At 63.5% G+C, this 18,882-nt stretch carries 20 protein-coding genes and 1 tRNA gene; 9 read left to right on the forward strand and 12 right to left on the reverse strand.

Annotation, left to right across the window (positions count from 1 at the left end):
- Complete coding sequence (locus AB6730_RS05180; RefSeq protein WP_371022591.1) at nucleotides 1-1,323, forward strand: ABC transporter permease; 1,323 nt, start codon at nucleotides 1-3, stop codon at nucleotides 1,321-1,323.
- 269 nt (nucleotides 1,324-1,592) lie between these two features.
- Here the strand turns inward: AB6730_RS05180 and yedA are convergent, their stop codons facing one another.
- The 3 genes from yedA to AB6730_RS05195 form a co-directional block, all read right to left on the reverse strand.
- Nucleotides 1,593-2,507 carry a drug/metabolite exporter YedA gene (gene yedA, locus AB6730_RS05185; RefSeq protein WP_371022592.1) on the reverse strand — a complete coding sequence of 305 codons (915 nt, stop codon included), beginning with the start codon at nucleotides 2,505-2,507 and terminating at the stop codon, nucleotides 1,593-1,595.
- Between the two features lie 96 nt (nucleotides 2,508-2,603).
- Complete coding sequence (locus AB6730_RS05190) at nucleotides 2,604-3,482, reverse strand: methylated-DNA--[protein]-cysteine S-methyltransferase (protein WP_371022593.1); 879 nt, start codon at nucleotides 3,480-3,482, stop codon at nucleotides 2,604-2,606.
- Between the two features lie 72 nt (nucleotides 3,483-3,554).
- A complete protein-coding gene (locus AB6730_RS05195) occupies nucleotides 3,555-3,833 on the reverse strand; it encodes a hypothetical protein (RefSeq protein ID WP_371022594.1) in 279 nt (92 codons plus the stop codon).
- Between the two features lie 80 nt (nucleotides 3,834-3,913).
- Between AB6730_RS05195 and AB6730_RS05200 the strand changes: the two genes are divergently transcribed.
- Nucleotides 3,914-4,255, forward strand: coding sequence for a Rieske (2Fe-2S) protein (locus AB6730_RS05200; protein ID WP_371022595.1), 342 nt, complete (start codon nucleotides 3,914-3,916; stop codon nucleotides 4,253-4,255).
- 8 nt (nucleotides 4,256-4,263) lie between these two features.
- Here the strand turns inward: AB6730_RS05200 and AB6730_RS05205 are convergent, their stop codons facing one another.
- The 5 genes from AB6730_RS05205 to thiS all read right to left on the reverse strand — a co-directional run bounded on the left by AB6730_RS05205 (nucleotide 4,264) and on the right by thiS (nucleotide 9,785).
- Nucleotides 4,264-6,081, reverse strand: coding sequence for an SLC13 family permease (locus AB6730_RS05205; RefSeq protein ID WP_371022809.1), 1,818 nt, complete (start codon nucleotides 6,079-6,081; stop codon nucleotides 4,264-4,266).
- 167 nt (nucleotides 6,082-6,248) lie between these two features.
- Entirely contained in the window at nucleotides 6,249-7,982 is a 1,734-nt protein-coding gene (poxB, locus tag AB6730_RS05210) for a ubiquinone-dependent pyruvate dehydrogenase (protein WP_371022596.1), read from the reverse strand.
- Nucleotides 7,983-8,029: 47 nt separating this feature from the next.
- Entirely contained in the window at nucleotides 8,030-8,755 is a 726-nt protein-coding gene (gene trmB, locus AB6730_RS05215; RefSeq protein WP_371022597.1) for a tRNA (guanosine(46)-N7)-methyltransferase TrmB, read from the reverse strand.
- A gap of 2 nt (nucleotides 8,756-8,757) precedes the next feature.
- On the reverse strand, nucleotides 8,758-9,558 hold the full coding sequence (locus tag AB6730_RS05220; RefSeq protein ID WP_371022598.1) for a thiazole synthase: 801 nt from the start codon (nucleotides 9,556-9,558) through the stop codon (nucleotides 8,758-8,760).
- Nucleotides 9,559-9,584: 26 nt separating this feature from the next.
- Nucleotides 9,585-9,785 (reverse strand): sulfur carrier protein ThiS, encoded by a 201-nt coding sequence (gene thiS, locus AB6730_RS05225; protein WP_306850982.1) that lies wholly within the window; start codon nucleotides 9,783-9,785, stop codon nucleotides 9,585-9,587.
- A gap of 969 nt (nucleotides 9,786-10,754) precedes the next feature.
- On the opposite strand from thiS, the gene AB6730_RS05230 reads away from it, so the two are divergent.
- The 7 genes from AB6730_RS05230 to AB6730_RS05260 all read left to right on the forward strand — a co-directional run bounded on the left by AB6730_RS05230 (nucleotide 10,755) and on the right by AB6730_RS05260 (nucleotide 14,971).
- Nucleotides 10,755-10,828 (forward strand) — tRNA-Gly (locus tag AB6730_RS05230).
- A gap of 79 nt (nucleotides 10,829-10,907) precedes the next feature.
- A complete protein-coding gene (locus AB6730_RS05235; RefSeq protein ID WP_371022599.1) occupies nucleotides 10,908-12,398 on the forward strand; it encodes a tyrosine-type recombinase/integrase in 1,491 nt (496 codons plus the stop codon).
- Nucleotides 12,398-12,991 (forward strand): PIN domain-containing protein, encoded by a 594-nt coding sequence (locus AB6730_RS05240; protein ID WP_371022600.1) that lies wholly within the window; start codon nucleotides 12,398-12,400, stop codon nucleotides 12,989-12,991. The genes AB6730_RS05235 and AB6730_RS05240 overlap by 1 nt, the downstream gene beginning before the upstream one ends.
- Before the next feature lie 55 nt (nucleotides 12,992-13,046).
- A complete protein-coding gene (locus AB6730_RS05245; RefSeq protein WP_371022601.1) occupies nucleotides 13,047-13,496 on the forward strand; it encodes a hypothetical protein in 450 nt (149 codons plus the stop codon).
- Nucleotides 13,489-14,250 (forward strand): hypothetical protein, encoded by a 762-nt coding sequence (locus tag AB6730_RS05250; RefSeq protein WP_371022602.1) that lies wholly within the window; start codon nucleotides 13,489-13,491, stop codon nucleotides 14,248-14,250. Before AB6730_RS05245 ends, AB6730_RS05250 begins: the two co-directional genes overlap by 8 nt.
- Nucleotides 14,251-14,500: 250 nt before the next feature.
- Entirely contained in the window at nucleotides 14,501-14,740 is a 240-nt protein-coding gene (locus AB6730_RS05255) for a hypothetical protein (protein ID WP_371022603.1), read from the forward strand.
- Between the two features lie 21 nt (nucleotides 14,741-14,761).
- Nucleotides 14,762-14,971, forward strand: coding sequence for a hypothetical protein (locus tag AB6730_RS05260; protein WP_371022604.1), 210 nt, complete (start codon nucleotides 14,762-14,764; stop codon nucleotides 14,969-14,971).
- Between the two features lie 24 nt (nucleotides 14,972-14,995).
- On the opposite strand, the gene AB6730_RS05265 is transcribed toward AB6730_RS05260, so the two are convergent.
- The 4 genes from AB6730_RS05265 to AB6730_RS05280 all read right to left on the reverse strand — a co-directional run bounded on the left by AB6730_RS05265 (nucleotide 14,996) and on the right by AB6730_RS05280 (nucleotide 18,879).
- The gene (locus tag AB6730_RS05265; protein ID WP_371022605.1) at nucleotides 14,996-15,628 is read right to left on the reverse strand and encodes a hypothetical protein; all 633 of its coding nucleotides are present in this window, start codon (nucleotides 15,626-15,628) and stop codon (nucleotides 14,996-14,998) included.
- 61 nt (nucleotides 15,629-15,689) lie between these two features.
- Complete coding sequence (locus AB6730_RS05270) at nucleotides 15,690-16,211, reverse strand: Mov34/MPN/PAD-1 family protein (protein ID WP_371022606.1); 522 nt, start codon at nucleotides 16,209-16,211, stop codon at nucleotides 15,690-15,692.
- On the reverse strand, nucleotides 16,208-17,569 hold the full coding sequence (locus AB6730_RS05275) for a ThiF family adenylyltransferase (RefSeq protein WP_371022607.1): 1,362 nt from the start codon (nucleotides 17,567-17,569) through the stop codon (nucleotides 16,208-16,210). The genes AB6730_RS05270 and AB6730_RS05275 overlap by 4 nt, the downstream gene beginning before the upstream one ends.
- Nucleotides 17,570-17,871: 302 nt before the next feature.
- Nucleotides 17,872-18,879, reverse strand: coding sequence for a cyclic GMP-AMP synthase DncV-like nucleotidyltransferase (locus AB6730_RS05280; protein WP_371022608.1), 1,008 nt, complete (start codon nucleotides 18,877-18,879; stop codon nucleotides 17,872-17,874).
- Between the last annotated feature and the right edge of the window lie 3 nt (nucleotides 18,880-18,882).

Below are 18,882 nucleotides of genomic sequence, written 5' to 3' on the forward strand. Positions count from 1 at the left end.
ATGAAATCCGCAAAGAAGTTCGGAACCGGCGTCCTCACCTTGCTGGTGATCGCGGCCTTTCTCGCCGTATGGATCGCCTTGCCCTGGCCGGGCGTGGTGACGCTGGCGGTGGTGCTCGCCCTGTGGATGGCGCTGACCCGCCGCGGCCGGCAGACCTGGGAGGTGACCAAGGTGGGCCTGGCGACGGTCACCCAACGGCTGGGTTCGTCATCGGTCGTCGTCGTGGGCATCGCCGGCGTCGTCGGCGTGCTGGTGGCGATGCTGGCCATGAGCGAAGGCTTCGCCGAAACGCTGCGCTCCACGGGCAACGAACACACCGCCATCGTCCTTCGTGGCGGTTCACAGGCGGAACTCAATTCGATCCTCGATCGCGACAGCGCGAACGTGGTGATCCAGGCGCCGGGCGTGAAGAAGGATGCGAAGGGCAGGCCAATCGCTTCCGGCGAACTGGTGGTCGTGGCGAACCTGCCACGCAAGGGCGATCCCACCAGCGACTCGAACGTGCCCATCCGCGGCGTGAGCGAGGACGTCTGGAGCTTGCGCGACCAGGTGAAGATCGTCGAGGGCCGCAAGTTCCAGCCAGGGCTGCGCGAGTTGATCGTCGGCAAGGGTGCCAAGGCGCAGTTCGAAGGCCTCGATGTGGGCAAGTCCATCCGGCTTGCCGGGCAGACGTGGACCGTCGTCGGCGCCTTCGAATCGAAGGATGCCCTCGAGTCGGAACTGTGGGGTGACACGCAGAGCGTCGCTTCGGCCTACCGTCGCGGCAGCAGCGTGCAATCGGTGACGGTGTTGCTCGACTCGCCCAAGGCGTTCGACGCGTTCAAGGCCTCGCTGGTGGCGGACCCGCGCCTGAAAGTGGACGTCTCGACGACCCGCGAATACTTCGGCAAGCAGTCCGAAGGGCTGACCAAGGTGCTGCGCGCGGTCGGCATCACCGTGGGCATCATCATGGCGATCGGCGCGGTGTTCGGCGCACTCAACACGATGTTCGCCGCCATCCAGGCGCGCGCCCGCGAGATCGCCACGCTTCGGGCCATCGGCTTCCGCGGCGTGCCCGTGGTGGTATCCGTGATGCTGGAGACGATGCTGCTGGCCCTGCTTGGCGGCATCGTCGGTGCGGGTATCGTGTGGATCATCTTCAACGGCTACACCGCGTCCACGCTGGGTGCGAACTTCAGTCAGGTGGTCTTCCGCTTCCACGTCAGTGGCGAACTCCTGTGGACGGGCATCAAGTGGGCCCTGGCCATCGGGTTCATCGGTGGACTGTTCCCAGCACTGCGTGCGGCGCGGGTGCCGGTGACGACGGCGTTACGGGAGTTGTAGCGTCGCCGGGCGTGCCTTCCCGGAAGGGTTGGCACGCCGCCAGCGCGGCGATGCCGATGCCGAATACCGTCGTCATGCGTGCCATCCACCATCGAAGCCTGCGCGAGCAGGCGAAGCGCGCCGATCCGGCTCCAGCCATCGAATCTCTCCCACGAACGAGGAGGGCAGCCTAGGGAGTCGTATCTCGCATGGACATCGAAGGATTCTGAAAAACACCCGCTGCCTGCCGTCTTGCGACCTGCGTCACATTCCCGCACGCGTATCTGCGATCAGGCCTTGCGCACGCGCATCATCGTGATGATGCCCACGCCGACCAGGATGATCGCCATGCCTGCGAGATCGAACGGACCCACGTGTTCCCCGGCCAGGGCCACGCCGAACAACACGGCGACCGGCGGATTCACGTACGCGTAGCTCGTGGCGAGGGCGGGGCGGACGGTCTTCAGCACATAAAGGTAGGCACTGAAGGCGATGATCGAACCGAAGACCACGAGGTAGGCCAGCGCCGCGGTGGCACCGGTTTCCGGGTGCGCCGGGAAGCGTTCGCCATGCAGCACCGCGATGATCGTCAACGAGACGCTGGCGCACAGCATCTGCGCGGCGGTGTTCATCGGCCCCTTCGGCATGTCCTGGCGCTTCGACCACACGGAACCGAACGCCCACGCCATGGCCGCGCAGATCAGCGCGATGGCGCCGAGAGGCGAGCCGGAAAGGCCCGCGCCCAGGTTCAGCACGATCACGCCGACGAAGCCGAGCAGCAGGCCGGCGGTTTCACCGCGCGTGGGCCACTCACGATAGATGCCACCGAACAGCGCGGCGAACAGCGGCATGCTCGCCACCGCCACCGCGGCGATGCCGGAGCTGACCGTCTGCTCGGCGAAGCAGACCAGGCCATTGCCGCCGGCGAGCAGCAGGGTGCCGACGATGGCGGCGTTCTTCCACTGGCGCGCGGTGGGCAGCGCGGCCCCGCGCAGGCGCAGCACGGCGAAGAGCAACACCCCCGCCACGGCGAAGCGGATGGCGGCCAGCAGGAACGGCGGGTAGCTCACCAGGGCATAGCGGATGGCGAGATAGGTCGAGCCCCAGATCACGTAGAGCGCGAACAGCGACAGCGGCACCATCCAGCGCGGATCGCTGAGGGCGGTGGCGGGAGCTTGGCTGGTACTACAGGCGGCGTCTGACATGCGGGGGAATCCAGGGGCGGGCGCGCACCGCGTCGTGCGGCGCAATCCCGCAAGATATCGCCGCTACCGGATGGACGGTAGCGAAAGGTTCGACGGTCAGCCTTGAGTGGCTTTCATGGCACGCTCGGTGGCCAGCAGTTGTTGCTTGATGTCCATGCCCCAGCGCCACCCGCCGAGGCTGCCGTCCTCGCGGATGATGCGGTGACAGGGCACCAACAGGGCCAGCTTGTTGCTGCCGCAGGCGCGGCCGATGGCGCGCGCCGCCTTGGGTACGCCCAGCGCGGCGGCCAGTTCGCCATAGCTCAGGGTCTCGCCACGGGGAATGCGCGTGAGCGCATCCCATACGCGCCACTGGAAGGCGGTGGCGGCGACGTCCAGCGGTGGCAGGGCAGGCGCGTCGCGATCGCTCCAGCCGAGGTCGTGGGCCACGCGGGCGATGACCGCGTCTAGCCATTCCTCGCGACCCTCGTCGACCCGTTCCCGCTCGGCGAGCGGAAATTCCTCCGCCAGGCGAGTCTCGAGTTCGCGATCGTCCTGGCCCAGCGTCACCGAGCAGATGCCCTTGGCGGTGGTGGCGACCAGCAGCATGCCGAGCGGCGTCTGCGTGGTGGTGTAGCGAATCGAGGCGCCGGCGCCCCCGGCCCGATAGCTGGCGGGAGTCATGCCGAGGCGGCGGTCGCTTTCTTCGTAGACCCGGCTACCGGAGCCGAAGCCGGCTTCGTAAACGGCGTCGGTCACCGCCGCGCCATCGCGTAGCACCTCGCGCAGCTGATGGAACCGGCGGGCGCGGGCGTATTCGGCGGGACTGACGCCGTAGCGGCGCCGGAAGGCGCGCTGTAAATGGGTGGGACTCAGCCCCGCGATGGTGGCGAGGCTGGCGAGATCGGTGGCGCCGTCGGCCTGTTCCAGGGCGGCGCGGACGCGTTCGAGTGCATCGTCGGCGGCGGGACGCATGGCGTAAGCCTGAGAGTTCATGGTGGCCTCCTTCATGGGAGACCAGCGTAGGCGGGGCGGGGCCCCGTCACCATCCGCTTCTTGCGGGCCCGATCAGTGGTGGATGGGCGTGTTCTGGCGGATCACCACGAATTCGCCTTCCAGCACGTTCGGGTCTTTCTGGGCGGCGGGCCGTGCCGCGCCGGCCACGCGGCCGTGGGCGAGCTTCCACTGGCGCACGGCGAGGAACACCAGGCCGCCGGCCATCAGCACGCCGAGCACGACCACGCCGAACACGAGCAGCACCCCCACCACGGCGAGGCCCAGCACCAGCGACAGGGCGCGGACAAGGGGATTACGCGAACGGCGGATGGGTGGGAAGATGAAGCGCATTGGTTAAAAATCCGTATGGCACAATGACATGCATGCGAGCCTCTTTACCTTGGGGCAATCGATCCTCATAGACAAGTGCCATGACCACTACCGCCGACACCGCTCCTCTCTGCCTGCTGGCGGACATTCCCGACGGCAGCGCCGTCGAAATCGAGACCCTGGTCGACGGCGAGGTGGAGTCCCTGCTGGTCTACCGGCACGGCGACGAGGCCCGCGCCTACTTCAATGTGTGCCCGCATGCCGGACGACGCCTGGACTACGCCCCGGGCAAGTTCCTCGTTCGCGCCGGCCAGATCATCTGCGCGGCACACGGGGCCACGTTCACGGCCGAGAGTGGCGACTGTACGGCCGGCCCTTGCCGGGGCGACCGGCTACGCGCGGTACCGCTCGCCGTGGTGGATGGCGCCGTGCGGCTGGCCTGAGGCCGGCGTCAGCGATACATCAGATTGATCGTAACGAGCGTGAGCGTGAGGATCAGGATCGTCAGCGGCAGGCCCACGCGGAGGAAGTCCTTCGAGCGGTAGCCACCGGGGCCGGCGACCATCATCAAGGCGGGATGGCCGGACGGCAGCAGGAACGTGTTCGACGACGATACCGCCACGATCAGCGCGTATGCCGACGGATTGCCGCCCGTACTCACCGCCACGCTGATCGCGATGGGGACCATCATCACCGTGGCGCCCACGTTCGACATCACCTGCGAGAACATCAGGGTCAGCACGGCGATGGAGAGTTGCAGCGTCCACTGCGGCGCGTGGCCGAGGATGGCCAGCACCTCCTGGGCGATCCACGAGGCGGTGCCCGTGGAATCCATCGACCAGCCCAGCGGGATGAGGCAGGCGGTGACGAAGATCGTCTTCCAGTTGATCGCCTTATAGGCCTCGTCCATGTTGAGCACGCCGGTGAGCAACATGCCCACCGCGCCGGTCATCATCGCCACCGAGAGATCGAGTTGGGTGAACAGGGCCAGGCACTTGGCCAGCACGAAGAAGCCCACCGCCTGCCAGATCTTGCCGGGGCGCTGCTCTTCCTTCGGGATGTCGGTAACCACGACGATGTCGCGGTCTTCCTCGGCCAGCATCAGGTCGCGCCACTTGCTGTGCAGCACGAGGGTATCGCCGGCGCGCAGGGTCACGGCACGCACGTCCTCGCGGTAGACCTCGTCGCCGCGGTTCACCGCCAGCACCGAGATGCCGAAGCGCTTGCGCAGCCGCAGGTCGCCCACCGTCTGCTTGATGAAGCGCGAACTCGGCGGTACCACGGCTTCGGAAATACCGGCGCGGGTGGTGTTGAACTGGTCGCCCAGCTGGCGCATGCGCATGGACACGCGGCAGAGCTGGTTGTTGGCGAAGGCGTTGATCGCATCGCGCGGCGCCAGCACGCCGAGCACCGTGCCCACCCAGATCATCTGGTCCGAGGGCGGCGCCACACGGCTCTCGTTGCCGTTCTTGATCGCGAGGATCAACGGGGCCCCATGCAGTTGTTCCACCTCGCCGATGCTCATGCCCACCAGCGGGCTCTCGGCGGTGACGGTCAGCTCGGCGGTCTCGCCGGCGATGCCGTAGGTGTCGGCGAAGTAGCTCTCGGTACGGCCGGGGGTGACCTTGAGGCGCTCGTCCTCGCGTTCCGGAAGCAGCTTGCGGGTGAAGAAGTAGAAGAACAGCACGCCGGTCACGGCCAGCACGAGGCCCACGGGCGTGACGCTGAACAGGCCGAACTTCGGGATCGTGTGCGCGCCCGGCGGCAGGTTGCTGTTCGCGCTGGCGATCAGGTCGTTGAGGACGATCAGCGGCGAGTTGGCGATCAGCGTCGTGTTGGTGGCGGTGAGGATGCAGAACGCCATCGGCAGCAGCAGGCGCGACATCGGCACGCCCGTGCGGGCGGACAGGCGGCTGGTGACCGGGATCATCAGCGCGGCCAGCGCCTGGCTGGGAATGACCGCGCTGAACAGGCTGGTGACGCTGTTGATCACCACGCCCAGGCGCGATTCCACGCCACGGGCCATGCGCATGACGAAGGCGGCGGTGAGGTTGAGCACGCCGGCGCGGTCCAGGCCCGCGCCCATGATCATGATCGCGATGATGGCGATGACCGCGTTGCCGGCGAAGCCGTTGAAGACCTGATCGCCGGGGATCAGCCCGGTGAGGCCGATCGTGACCACCACCAGCAGGGCGACCATGTCGGCCCGGATCCACTCCAGAACGAGCATGAGCATGGTGAAGCCCACCAGGCCCAGCACGAGGATCATTTCGGGAGTGAGGGTCAGTGCCACTAGCCGGCTGTCCGGATCCGGTCGGTTGAGGCGTGCGGTGGCATGGTCTTGCCAGGCTGTGGATATTGCCGCAGGAGTATACGCGCTGGGGGTGGCTCCCGGCTGAAGCTGGCGGCACCGGACCCTCGGTGGTTCCTATCCGCTCATCGGCTGAGGTTGCTCAGCGCCAGGTCGACGATCGTGTCGCCACGGCCACTCATCACCGCCTTCAGCGCGTAGAGGCTGAAGCCCTTCGCCTGCTCCGCGGTGATCTTCGGCGGCATGGACAGCTCCAGGCGGTTGCTCACCACGTCCAGCAGCGCGGGACCTTCGTGCGAGAGCACCTCGGCGATGGCCGAGGGCAGGTCGCTGGCGCGGGTCACGCGACGGCCATGGATACCCATCGCGTTGGCCATGGCGGCGAAGTCCGGGTTGCGCAATTCCACGCCGGTTTCGAGCAGGCCCGCCGCCTTCATCTCCAGCTCGACGAAGCCGAGCGTGCCGTTATTGAGCACGATGACCTTCACCGGCAGCTTTTCCTGGGCCAGAGTGATGAAGTCGCCCATCAGCATCGAGAAGCCGCCGTCGCCCGAGAGCGAGATGACCTGGCGGCCTGGATAGGCCGCCTGCGCACCGATGGCCTGGGGCATGGCGTTGGCCATGGAGCCATGCACGAAGGAGCCGAGCAGGCGGCGCTTGCCGTTCATGCGCAGGTAGCGCGCGGCCCATACGGTGGGCGTGCCCACGTCGCAGGTGAACACGGCATCGTCCTCGGCCAGTTCGCTGACCAGGCGGGACACCTGTTGTGGATGGATCAGGTCGTGGCCGGGCTCGATCCTCGCCAACTCGTCCAGGCCTTCACGGGCACGCGCGTAATGGGCGAGGCAGCGGTCGAGATGGCCGCGCACGCGCTTGGGCTCGATGCGTGGAAGCAGCGCGCGCAAGGTCTCGCCGACATCGCCGACAACGCCCAGGTCCACGCGGCAGCGACGGCCGATGTTGCCAGGGCGGATGTCCACCTGCGCGATCTTCGCGTCCTCCGGATAGAACTGGCGATACGGGAAGTCGGTGCCGAGCATCAGCAGCGTGTCGCAATCCTCCATCGCGTGATAGCCCGAACTGAATCCGATCAGGCCCGTCATGCCCACGTCGAAGGGATTGTCGTACTCGACGTATTCCTTGCCACCCAGCGCGTGCACGATGGGCGATTTCAGTGCATCGGCGAGTGCGATGAGTTCGCCGTGCGCACCGGCCGTGCCGCGCCCGCAAAGCAGGGTGACGCGCTTGCCCGCGTTGAGCAGGGCCGCCAAGGCATCGAGTTCGCGTTCGGCGGGGATGACCTTCGGCGCGGGTGGAAGCAAGCCCGCCGCCGGCGTCACCTTCTTCACCGGTGACGCGCGCATGGCCACGTCGCCCGGGATCACCACCACGGCCACGCCGCGTTGCCCGACCGCCGCGCGGATCGCCGCGTCGAGCACGAAGGGCATCTGCGCTGGGTCGGACACCATTTCGCAGTACACGCTGCATTCGCGGAAGAGTTCCGTCGGATGCGTTTCCTGGAAGTAACCGCTACCGATTTCCGCGCTGGGGATATGCGCGGCGATGGCCAGCACCGGCGTGCGCGAGCGATGGCAGTCGAACAGGCCGTTGATCAGGTGCAGGTTGCCGGGACCGCAACTTCCTGCGCAAACGGCGAGTTGCCCCGTGAGTTGCGATTCACCGCCGGCGGCGAATGCGCCGGCTTCCTCGTTGCGCACATGCACCCAGTCGATGCGATTGCGCTCGCGCAGCGAATCGGTGATGGCATTGAGGCTGTCGCCCACCACGCCGTAGATGCGACGGATACCGGCTTCTTCGAGGGTTTCGGCGATCAGGTCGGCAAGGTTGGAGATGGACATGGGGGAACTCCGTGGGCACGAAGTTCCATGTTATGCCGCGACGACGGTCAAGAGGCCGTCGTCGGGCCTATCCATTCGTATAGGTAATCCCATACGCCATGACCGAGTCGCGTGCCCCTGCGCTCGAAGTGCGTCTCGATGCGCCACGCCGGACGCTCGGCGGTTTCGCCTGGGCCGACACGATTGCGCCAGCCTTCGGCGGCTTCCATCGTTTCGCGCATGTGCTCGGCGTAGGCCTCCCAATCGGTGGCCAGGTGCAGCAGACCGCCAGGTGCCATGCGCGACGCGAGCAAGGCCACGAACGCGGGTTGCACGAGGCGACGCTTGTTGTGGCGCTTCTTGTGCCATGGATCGGGAAACCAGATGCGCACCTCGGACAAGCTGCCCGCGGGAATCTCGTTTTCCAGTACCTCGACGGCATCGTGCTTGTACAGGCACACGTTGGACGCATCGCGCGCGGCCAACGCGTTCATCAGGCGGCCGACGCCGGGGCCATGTACTTCGACGCCGATGTAGTCGCGCGCGAGATCGTGCTCGCTCGCCCATGCCAAGGCTTCGCCATTGCCGAAACCGATTTCCAGCACGCGCGGCGCGTGCCGCCCGAAGGTGGCGTCGAGGTCGCGCTCATGACCCGTGTAGTCGAGGCCGAAGCGTGACCAGTGATCGTCGAACGCGCGCTGCTGCGCCGGGGTCATGCGACCCTCACGCAGCACGAAGCTGCGTATGCGGCGGTGGAACGGGGCGTCGCCCGGCGTGTCGTCGTCGTGTGCCATGGTCAACCGACCATCCCGTCGACGGGGCTCGATGCCGAAGCGAAACGCTTGCGCGGGATGCGGCCGGCGCGGAAGGCGGCGCGGCCCGCTTCGACGGCGAGCTTCATCGCGTGCGCCATCAGCACGGGATCTTTCGCCCCGGCGATGGCCGTGTTCATCAGCACGCCGTCGCAACCGAGTTCCATCGCGATGGCGGCGTCGGAGGCTGTACCTACGCCCGCGTCGACGATGACCGGGACCTTCGCGTTCTCCACGATCTCGAGCAGGTTGTAGCGATTCTGGATGCCCAGGCCCGAACCGATCGGTGCCGCCAGCGGCATGATCGCCGCGCAACCGATCTCTTCCAGGCGGCGGGCGAGGATGGGATCGTCGGAGGTGTAGACCATGACGTCGAACCCATCGGCCACCAGCTTCTCGGCCGCGACCAGGGTCTGCACCACGTCGGGATAGAGCGTGCGTTCGTCGCCGAGCACTTCCAGCTTCACCAGGTTGTGCCCGTCGAGCAGTTCACGTGCGAGGCGGCAGGTGCGCACGGCGTCGTCGGCGGTGTAGCAGCCGGCGGTATTCGGCAGCAAGGTGAAACGGTCGGGCGGCAGCGCGTCGAGCAGGTTCGGCTGGCTGGCGTCCTGGCCGATGTTCACGCGACGGATCGCCAGGGTGACGATCTGCGCACCGGCGGCCTCGGTGGCCCGGCGGGTCTCGTCGAAATCCTTGTACTTGCCGGTGCCGGTGAGCAACCGCGAGTGGAACGTGCGGCCGGCAACGGTGAGCAGGTCGTCGGCGGCGGGAGAGAAGTGGTTCATGGGGCTATCCGTCGGAGGGCGCGGCGTCAGCCGCCGCCAATGGCGTGGACGATTTCCACCCGGTCGCCTTCGGCAAGCAGGTGCGTCGGGTGCGCGCTGCGCGGCACGATCTCGAGGTTGACCTCCACCGCCACCCGCTTGCCGGCATAACCGGCGGCGTCGAGCAGGGCGGACACGGAAGTGCCGGGCGCGCATTCGCGCGCGTCGCCGTTAAGAGTGATCAGCATCCCCCAATTGTACCCAACCCACCTGCTTGGGAAACCAAGATGAGAGCAGCCTAGGATGAGGGAGGCATGCAAGGCGGCCGAGCAGGGTGGCCGAGCAGGGTGGGAAGCGGCCTAGGCCGCGAATCCCCCCCCTCACCGCCCCCGCCACCCCTCACCACTACCACCCCGCAAAGGAACCCCCGTCCCCGGCTGATTCCCCGACCCCATACCCGTCCCCGGCTGCGGCGCCCTGCTGTTCGTCATCCCCGTCCCCGGCTGAGGCTGCTGGTTTCCATAACCACCATTCCAACCATTCCGCCAACGGTTATCCCGCTCCGGAGGCCGCTGCGGCGCCAGCTTCACACCCGCTCCGCTGGCCGAGGCATTCCCACCGGATGGCGCTGCCAGGCTCAACGAGCCGTTCCGGCCATGATCATGATCGTGTCCACCATCGTGACCGTTGCCCGGGCCATCGTGGTCATGGCCATGCCCGTCGTCGTGGCCGTCATGCCCATGCCCGCGCCGGTTGTCCCGGTCGTAGCCGTAACCGTAGCCCGGGGGATAGCCGCCACCGTAGTAATAGCCGCTTTCCGCCACGGAGCCATCGCCGTAGCCTGACTGTTCCCGATACCCGTCATCGCCCACCGATACTTGCCCGCCCACATAGAACCGGGGCGGCTGGGGCAGGCTTCCGGTGCTCACGGTGTCCTTGCGAACGGGTACGGAGGGCCCGGAGATATAGCTGACCCCCGGCTTGGGCATGTCCGCCGTGGATACGGTGCGCGATTGCGCACCCGCGACACCCGCGCCGAGCGCGAGCCCGATGGCGATGGAAAGCGAAAACGCGCGACGCATGGCCTGACCCTCGTAGGGATTCCCTCGCCGGATTATGCGCCCGGGGCCTGGAGCCGGCGTAAGAACCCACGGACGCGTTCAGCCACCCGCCACCTTTCCCCTATCGCCACTGTCGTATTACCATCCATGCCCGACGCGGGTGTAGCTCAATGGTAGAGCTGTAGCTTCCCAAGCTACTGACGAGGGTTCGATTCCCTTCACCCGCTCCACAACCTGCTGTAGCCCTTGGGGCGCAACGGTTGCAGGCAATAAGCGATACCCGGAAACGGCCTTCGAATAGGTATCGTTTTGGGTATCGCCTTCATGCCAAAGCCCCTCTTTCTCCATCGCCCCGCCGGACTCTACGTCCGCTTCCGTGTGCCTGCTGACCTGCTTGGCGTCGTCGGCTCCCGCTTCCTCGTCCGCCCTCTGAAGATGGTCAAAGGCGACCACGCCCGGCTGGTTGCCGAGACCATGGCTGTGGCACTCTCGCAGGCGTTCGGCAGCCTACGGAAGGGGGAAGGCGTGGACCTCAAGAAAGCACTGGATGCGGCCCGAATCGCGGGTCGCCGGGACCTGACTTTGGGCGAAGTGTCGCTGCCCAATGGCGTGACATTCCGGAACGTGCAAATCGACACTCCCGAAGACCAACGGCAGTTCCGTGAGCTTGTCCGGGAGGCCACGCAGCCGGCCCCGGTTGCAGAAACATCACCCGTTCCGGTCGCTTCCGCGCCGAAGACCATCCCCAAGAAAGAGGGTCTCCTCTCACACCAGATTTCCGTGCATCTCGGAGACCTGGAGCGGGCCAAGCGCGAAAAGAAAACCGTGCTCGGCAGCAGGCACACCCTGCGTCTGTTCGTGGGCATCGTCGGGGACAAGCAGGCGTCGGCATTGAATGCCGATGATTGCCGGCTGTTTTTTGATGAAGTGGCGTTTTGGCCGCGCAACGCGTCCAAGCAGGTCGAGAATGCCGGACTGTCGGTGCGGCAAATCATCGCAAAAGCCAAAACAGCGGGCGGCGAACCACAAGCAGCCCACACCTTGAGCAAACATCGCCAGCGCTTGTCGGTCTTCATCAATTTTCTGATGGACAACGACCATTTCCAAAAAAGTCCATTGAAGGGCATCGCCAAGGCATCCAAGTTCGACGCCATTTTTGAGCCGGTGGCGTTCGCCCAGTGGTCGGCGAAGTACCCGCACCGGTTCTGGGCGCCCTTGATTGGCTTGTTTTCAGGGGCTCGAATCACTGAGGTCTGCCAGCTCTACGTCGATGACATCGCCACTGAACACGGCGTGCCGGGGTTTCACATCCGAAAAAGCAAGCCCGGCCAAAAGCTCAAGAACAAATCCTCATTGAGGTTCATCCCCATTGCTCAACCGCTTCTCGATGCAGGTTTCATGGCATTTGTTGAAGACATGAAAAGTGCCGGGCAAGAGCGATTGTTTCCGCATTTGCCCAATCACGATGGCAACGGATTCGGCCGGCAAATGAGCCGGCAGTTCTCGACGTACATCAAGGGCCGGGGTGTCAGTGACTCTGGCATGGGTTTTCATGCGTTCCGACACACGATGGCCACGCGGCTTGACCGGGCCGGCGTCGGTCACGGGACGATTGCCCGCATCACCGGGCACGGGCTGTCGGGGGGCGTGTTGCCCAAGTTTTACATTGATGCACCGAGCCTGCCGGAGCGGGTGATGGCTCTATCGAAGTTTGAGGCGGGCGTAGCGTTGCCTGCGTATCGGTCGGGGCAGTTTTCCTTGCCAGCCTGGGCATCAAACAAAAACAAGGGAACTGCCTGATGCGCACCAACTACGTCCTAGTCGACTACGAAAACGTCCAGCCGAAATCCCTTATCGCCTTGGCTGGTGACCAGCCCTTTAAGGTCTTGCTGTTTGTCGGGGCAAGCCAAGCGAAGGTGACGTTTGAAGTGGCGGAGTCGATGCAGGCCCTGGGGTCTAATGCCAGCTACATCAAAATCAGCGGCAACGGCTCGAACGCCCTGGACTTCCATGTGGCGTACTACATCGGCCGCATTTCTTGCGAGGACCCCACAGCGTTCTTCCACATCATCTCGAAGGACGCGGGCTTTGACCCGCTCATTGCCCACCTCAAATCAAAGAAGATTCTGGCGGCCCGGCACAAGGACGTCACCGACATCCCGCTGCTCAAGGCCGCCAACTCGAAAACACTGGCCGAGAAGGTCGATGTCGTCCTGGCGAACCTCCGGCAGCGAGGCGCTTCCCGCCCGCGCACAGTCAAGACACTGTCCAGCACCATCGGGTCCCTGTTCCAGAAGCAGCTGGTGGACGACGACATCAAGGCCATCCTTGCGGGACTCGGAAAGGCGGGTCATCTGGCTGTGGACGGGTCCAAGGTGACTTACCGCCTTTAGCACCGAATAGCGGTTGGCGGTGAAATTTTGTTTCGAAATGCAAAGGAGGAGTGTTGTGGAACTGAAGAAAACTGTCCTGGAAATGGAGTCCTTGGGCGATTCCACTCATGCCTTTGAAATCCTGCCCCGGAACTTCGAAAGGCCCGATGAAGAGCCTTTGTTCCATGCCGCATCTATCTCTTTTGCAAAGTATGCGAAAGACAAGATTGACTTGGCTCCGCTTCCTGCCTCTGACCGGTTTCTGGTGCAAAAGTCGGCGGACATCTATCTTCCGATACTCAAGTTTGCAATTGACAACTGGGCCGTGGGTGCGCCGTTTCTCAACATGGTCATTGATGTAGTCGTGGCGTACATGAAAGATACCCACCCAAACTCAAAGGATGCACAGGTAAAATTCTCCGTTGTCGTCGAAGAAACGGCGACGCATAAGGTCACGCGCCTGGACTATTCCGGTCCTGTTGAAGGTCTGAAGGACCTCAAGATGGATGCCTTTAAGGATGTCTGACTTGGTCCATACTGACTTCGGGCACAAGCTCACAATCCCGGAGCTCTGTGACCGCTATTCCACGTTCATCGATGCGTGTGTTCACTTGAACTACATGGTCCGGTCAACTGAGCTACAGCGTCTGAAGGCGGAGGAGATTGATTCCTACATTATTGGCATCAAAGCGGTTAAACGCCATGCGGTTGTAGAACAGTGGGAGGACGTCGCCCACTTGATGTTCCATTTCCAATGCATGTTGCGGAGCGTTCAATCTGCCCTGCGGGTGTGGGTGGAGCTCAAGGAGGGTGACAGTGTGCGGGCATGGAGTCATCTGGTCGATGCTCAGGAATACTGCGCGACCGCCCTTTTGGCCAAGGACCACAATGGCGCACAGACGCTCCATGGGGTCTTGGGCAGGATGGAAAGCTGCCTTTTCCCGGCATTTAAAATCTTCAACAGTGCTGCCTATATCGAGACAGCAGGAGACTGCTCGATTTGTGGGCAGCCCTTCGGCGACTGCGACCACATCGAAGGGTTGATTTACTGGGGGAGGCTATGTCGAAGAGCCAACGTCCGTATTATCGAGGCTGACCACGTCTCACTTGTGACCCATCCCCGTGACAGGCGCTGCATCATCACAAGTCACTCCAATGATGATGGACGAATGGTTGACGTTATGTCGCTTGAAGTGACCGGTGACGTGGAGCTTGAACCCGGCGTGCTCATGCATGCAAACAGCATCTTCATGACGGCCACTGTCCTCGATTTTGATTGAAGTCTTTCATGCTTGTTGTCGCGTCTCTGGCGACCCGGTTTAACCCTGAAGCGTCATGACGATGTGCCGGCGCGTAGGGAGACCGAGTGTTGATGGCTTGATGACGCATATCTGAGACTCAAGTTTTCCCGAGCAGGGCCGATAAACGCTCTCTCCGGAAAAAGGTTTAGGGATGACCCTGTCAGTACAAGAGGCCCGATAGAGGGCGACGACCTACAAGACCATCAGGTGGGCTCTCTCGCTGGTGGCGATGGCACTGTTTGCCGCAGCAATTCCACATTCGCTGTACGCCTGGAGCCTGTCGTGGTACCCCGGTCACCTGGCCAAGCTGGCCGCTGACCTCAGTGCATTAAACGACGCGGTTGTGGCACTGCCAGGTATCGGCTGGGTGTGGAGCAGCCTGCCTGACCCGACGGAAGACCTCATCTCCGAATTGCTTCTGTCACCGGTCATCTGCACAGCCGTTGCCTTTGCCCTCGTCGGCGTGTAGCTGCGGAAGGAGGCCGCACGCTTGCGTGAAGCCATTGCCCCATGCCGGCAGCCCCTCGTCGCTGGTCCCACCCAGTCCATCGGTGCGGTCCATGCAGGCGGTAACATCAATATCCATCAGGTGGTTAACGAAAAACCCCGTGACAAGCCAATTCGTGTGGCGCTGATTAGCGGAGCCATCACTGTGGCGGTTAACCTTATCGGGGCAATCGTGCGGCACTTCCTGGGCTGACGAGAGGTTCCCGACGCACGACGGTCACGCCGCCCTGATGTGCTTCGCCAGAGCAAAGGCCAGCTCCACGTATATTTGAGTTTCGGCGACACCCAAATTTAGTTCTTCCGCGTGGACCGCCTTGTTCCGCAGCTCCTTGAGTTTGTTGAACGCGGCGAGCTGCGAAGCGTCGATGACTTTGCATTGGAGCAGGTACTCGCCGAGGCGCCGACTGTTGCGGAAGATTTCTGGCCTATTTCCAGGCATCCAAAATGACGCGGCCATTTCTGCTGCTGCCGTCTCCAATTCGACCCACGCCTCCATTATCGACGCACGCGGCGAAAGGGAGGCGAGACGCAAGACCTCTTCTTCGCGGTTCGGCCTTGCTTCCCGGCTGGCTAATGGGGGCGTCTGGCTCGTAGGGGCTTCGTTTGGACCGCCATCAGTGGCGGGGATGGGTGTTTCCTCTGTTTTGGAATTCGCCGAATCGAGTTGAACCTCTGCACCCAGTTGCACGACCTCCCTGGCAAACTCGACTTCGAACTCCTTGACCTTCAATTTGCGAAGGAGTGGAACGAGGTCTCGAATCGGTTTCCTTAGCCAGAATGTCAGGCCGAGTAGGGTGGCGGGCCAAGCGACGGCCTTGAGCACGCCCACAATGAAGGTCAACCAATCCATCTTGTGCTCCTGAATCCGTTGCAAGGGCCAATCGTCTTTGAGACTGCGTTGGCGTGATATCTCAAGCCAGTGCCGCCGGAGCTGACGGTGAATCGACCACCGACCATGGAAGAAGCTTGCGGTTTTCACACGTCAGGACCGCTAACCCCATGGGTGAGCATGCCTGCCCCTGGATGACAAGCACCGGAACTGCGGTTGCAAACCGGGAATTTTTGACGAGCTGTATGAATGCGTTGACATCACTCCTTGATGGGCGCGGATGAGGTTCTGGGTGTGTGTGCCATTCACCAAGATAAAAGAGCCCCCCCTCGCGCATCTCGGCAATAGCCCGGGCGGCAGCATGAGGATTTGAGCGATAGCTCGTCCGCGTTCGAGTATCACCTTTGTAGGGGCCACTCGCAGTAACGACGAGCAAACCCGTGTCGGCTGCACGTCCGAAAAGTTGTCCGCCCGCCTCCTTCGCAAACCAACCACTCTGCCGGTGCGCCTGGAGATGAGAGAGAGCTTCGAGTGCAAAACGGATGTCATCGGGAAAGTCAGGGTGGCTAGCCCGCCAAAGGGTTGAGGCGGAATTCGATGTCATAGAAGCTCTTTTTCCCGGCGGCTTCCATCAAACGCACCCGACAGCTTCGCCCCGAGTGCTTCCGGAACACTCCGGTCACCCAGCCAAACGCGGTGGACCGGGGCAGGCGTGCCCTTGAGCAGCACGTCGAGTGCAAGGCGCGTGGTGGTCTGGACGGTGCCCATCATGTCGGTGGCGGTGTAAGGCTGGAAGGCACTTCCGCACCCGGCAGGCGTGACATTTACGGCGGCGGCGAGTGGCCAATCGGACGTAAGGTTCGCAACCGGTCGGCCCCTGGAGTTGAGGAACGTGTCGCTTGTGAGCCCCGGTTCCACCAGTATGGCGTGGCCTGCGCAGGCAAATTCCTCCGTCCACGCAACCAGCAGGGGCGGCGGGTCGTCCAGACCGTCCCGCCAGCGGCATATACGGATAATGGCGAGGGCGTCAACGCCGGCCGCAATCAATAGATTACAGCTGGCAAGTTCGTTGAGCGCTTCGTCGCCCAAGTCCTCAAAGGCGCGGTGGTAGCACATAGATTTCGCAAGGTGCGGAAATTGCCGGGCGACATGACTACTCAGAGCGGGCGCCTTGCCTTGTCCTACCGATGACGCCCCCAGCGTGTGCCGCGTGGTGTTGGCCGACTCCATGCGGTCCTTGTCAACCAGAACAAATTGTCCGGTACCTGCCGCCGCAAGGAGGCGAACAATTTCGCTGCCAAGCGCGCCGCACCCGACGACGCCAACGACCTTGTCCGATAGGGTTGCGGCTGCCGAATTTTGGTCGCGACCGTGTACCCAGGCATGGTCTTGACGCATGACGCTCATCCGCGCGACCGGTGCGTTTCCAAAGACTTGGTCGCGTCGGTCTGCCGAAACGGGGTGAGCTCTTTTCGGGAGGCCGGGGACGTCCGGGGGTTGAATGACGACGGCCACCTGTGAAGTGCCGCCAGGCGTAGGTACATCGATAAGCACCGGCAACGGTGCCCGTCTCTCGCAAAGGTCACGCAGCTGTGGGTCAAGCGCAATAAGGTCCGCGCCCATCTTCGGGTAGTCGTCGGGTGAAGGGGCGGTCGCCAGGCGCACAAGCCGGGAGCGGTGGATATCGTCCGCTTTGTGCCCACTATGTGTAAGCCAGTGCGTGAGAGCAGCCTTGTCCTCGGCGAAGATATACGACTTGTCCCACCGGGCCCACACAATTGGACGCGTCGGCCCGCCGGGAACGACGAGTGAGCGTGCTTCGGGGATGGTGCCTGTCCGTCGGCCCCAATACGGGATGAACTCCCGGCCAAACTCCTCCGTCCGCGTTGCGTCGTCCATGCCGAGAATGTCGAATGCGTCACTGATGGCAAGTCGTACATGGCGCTCGACGTCGAGGGGCAAGGCACGCAGACAGAGTGCGCCTTCACCTTCGACGTGAGGCCATGCTGGCGTACCAGGCCCGACGGCGCCCGGGGCGTGGACGCGCATCCTGCTCAGGGGGAAGTCAGGGTCGACAGAGACCCATACGAACCGAACCCCGGCATGGCTGTGGTCTCCCGGCGCTGCATCTAGTCGCCACACGGTCCGTCCGGACATGCCGCCGGGCATGACCTCGTTGTCTCGGGCCCGGCGCCACTCGCCAGGCCAGCGCGCTTCAAGAATCGCCTCAATGGCATTGCGGGCAGCAGGGGGTAACACGATGGTCAACCGTAGACCCCACCACCATCGTTGCGGTCATCCGCCTTCGCCTCATCCACGGAAAGGCGCTTTTCGGGCGTCGGCTGCTTGGTGAAGTAGGTGGTGTCGTAGACCGCGTCCCAGGCCTCACGAGCCTCACGCCTAGTGCAGATGGTGTCCAGGATTTCCAGGTTTCCGAGTGCCTCGGTGAGCTTTCCAAGAAAGAAGTTGAGCTTTTCATCGCCATCTTCGGCGAGATTCTTGTCATTGACAGGATGGACGACCGCCAGCGAATTGGCCAGACGCGTCTCGATGGCCTGCCACGTTTTTCGTAGCGACTCGTCGTCTCGGGCCGGCACCTTCGCAAACTCGTCGCAGACAAGGCGGGTTAGTGTGATGCCGCTGCCCGTTTTCTCTGTCCATCCGTCCCGGCTGCGGGCAAAGGACTTGGTCAATCGCACGACACGACGAAGCTGTTCCCCCTTCTCGCCATCGCCCACACTTTCCAGCTTTCGTTCAAACCACCGGGTAACTTCTCGCGCATCGGACGATTCCCATCCTTGCTTCGTGGAGAGCTCGTAAGATTGATTTCCGTTGCCGTCGGCGCCTTTCGACACCTTGATGCGGTATACGGGAATATCGATGTGATACCCCTCCGGGTACACTTGACGGACGCAGTTGTCATGGATGGTTGCCGGATTGGCAAGGCGCTCATCCTGGCACAGGGCGTTGCGCACTCGCTCCTTGGCCTCGAGCGGGGTGAGTTCATTTCCACCGTCGTGCGTCAACGCGTCCAGAGAAAAATATGCGCCGTCGTCGATGTCAAATTCTCGATTGTCGTCCTGCACCATAGTTTTCATGGCATAAGACCCCTGTACGTGAAAGCTTGGGGTTTTGAAGCCGTCGCGTTCAAGCCCGTTTTCAAGACGGATGCGGCCATTCTTTCGCCGCTCTCGCATCTCCGTTTGCATCGCGGTCGGCAGCGCCACATCGTCGTCGTGAAAGTTCTTCATTTCCTTGCTGCAGTCAAACATGTG

The organism is Luteibacter sp. RCC_6_2, assembly GCF_041360655.1.
Classification (GTDB): Bacteria; Pseudomonadota; Gammaproteobacteria; order Xanthomonadales; family Rhodanobacteraceae; genus Luteibacter.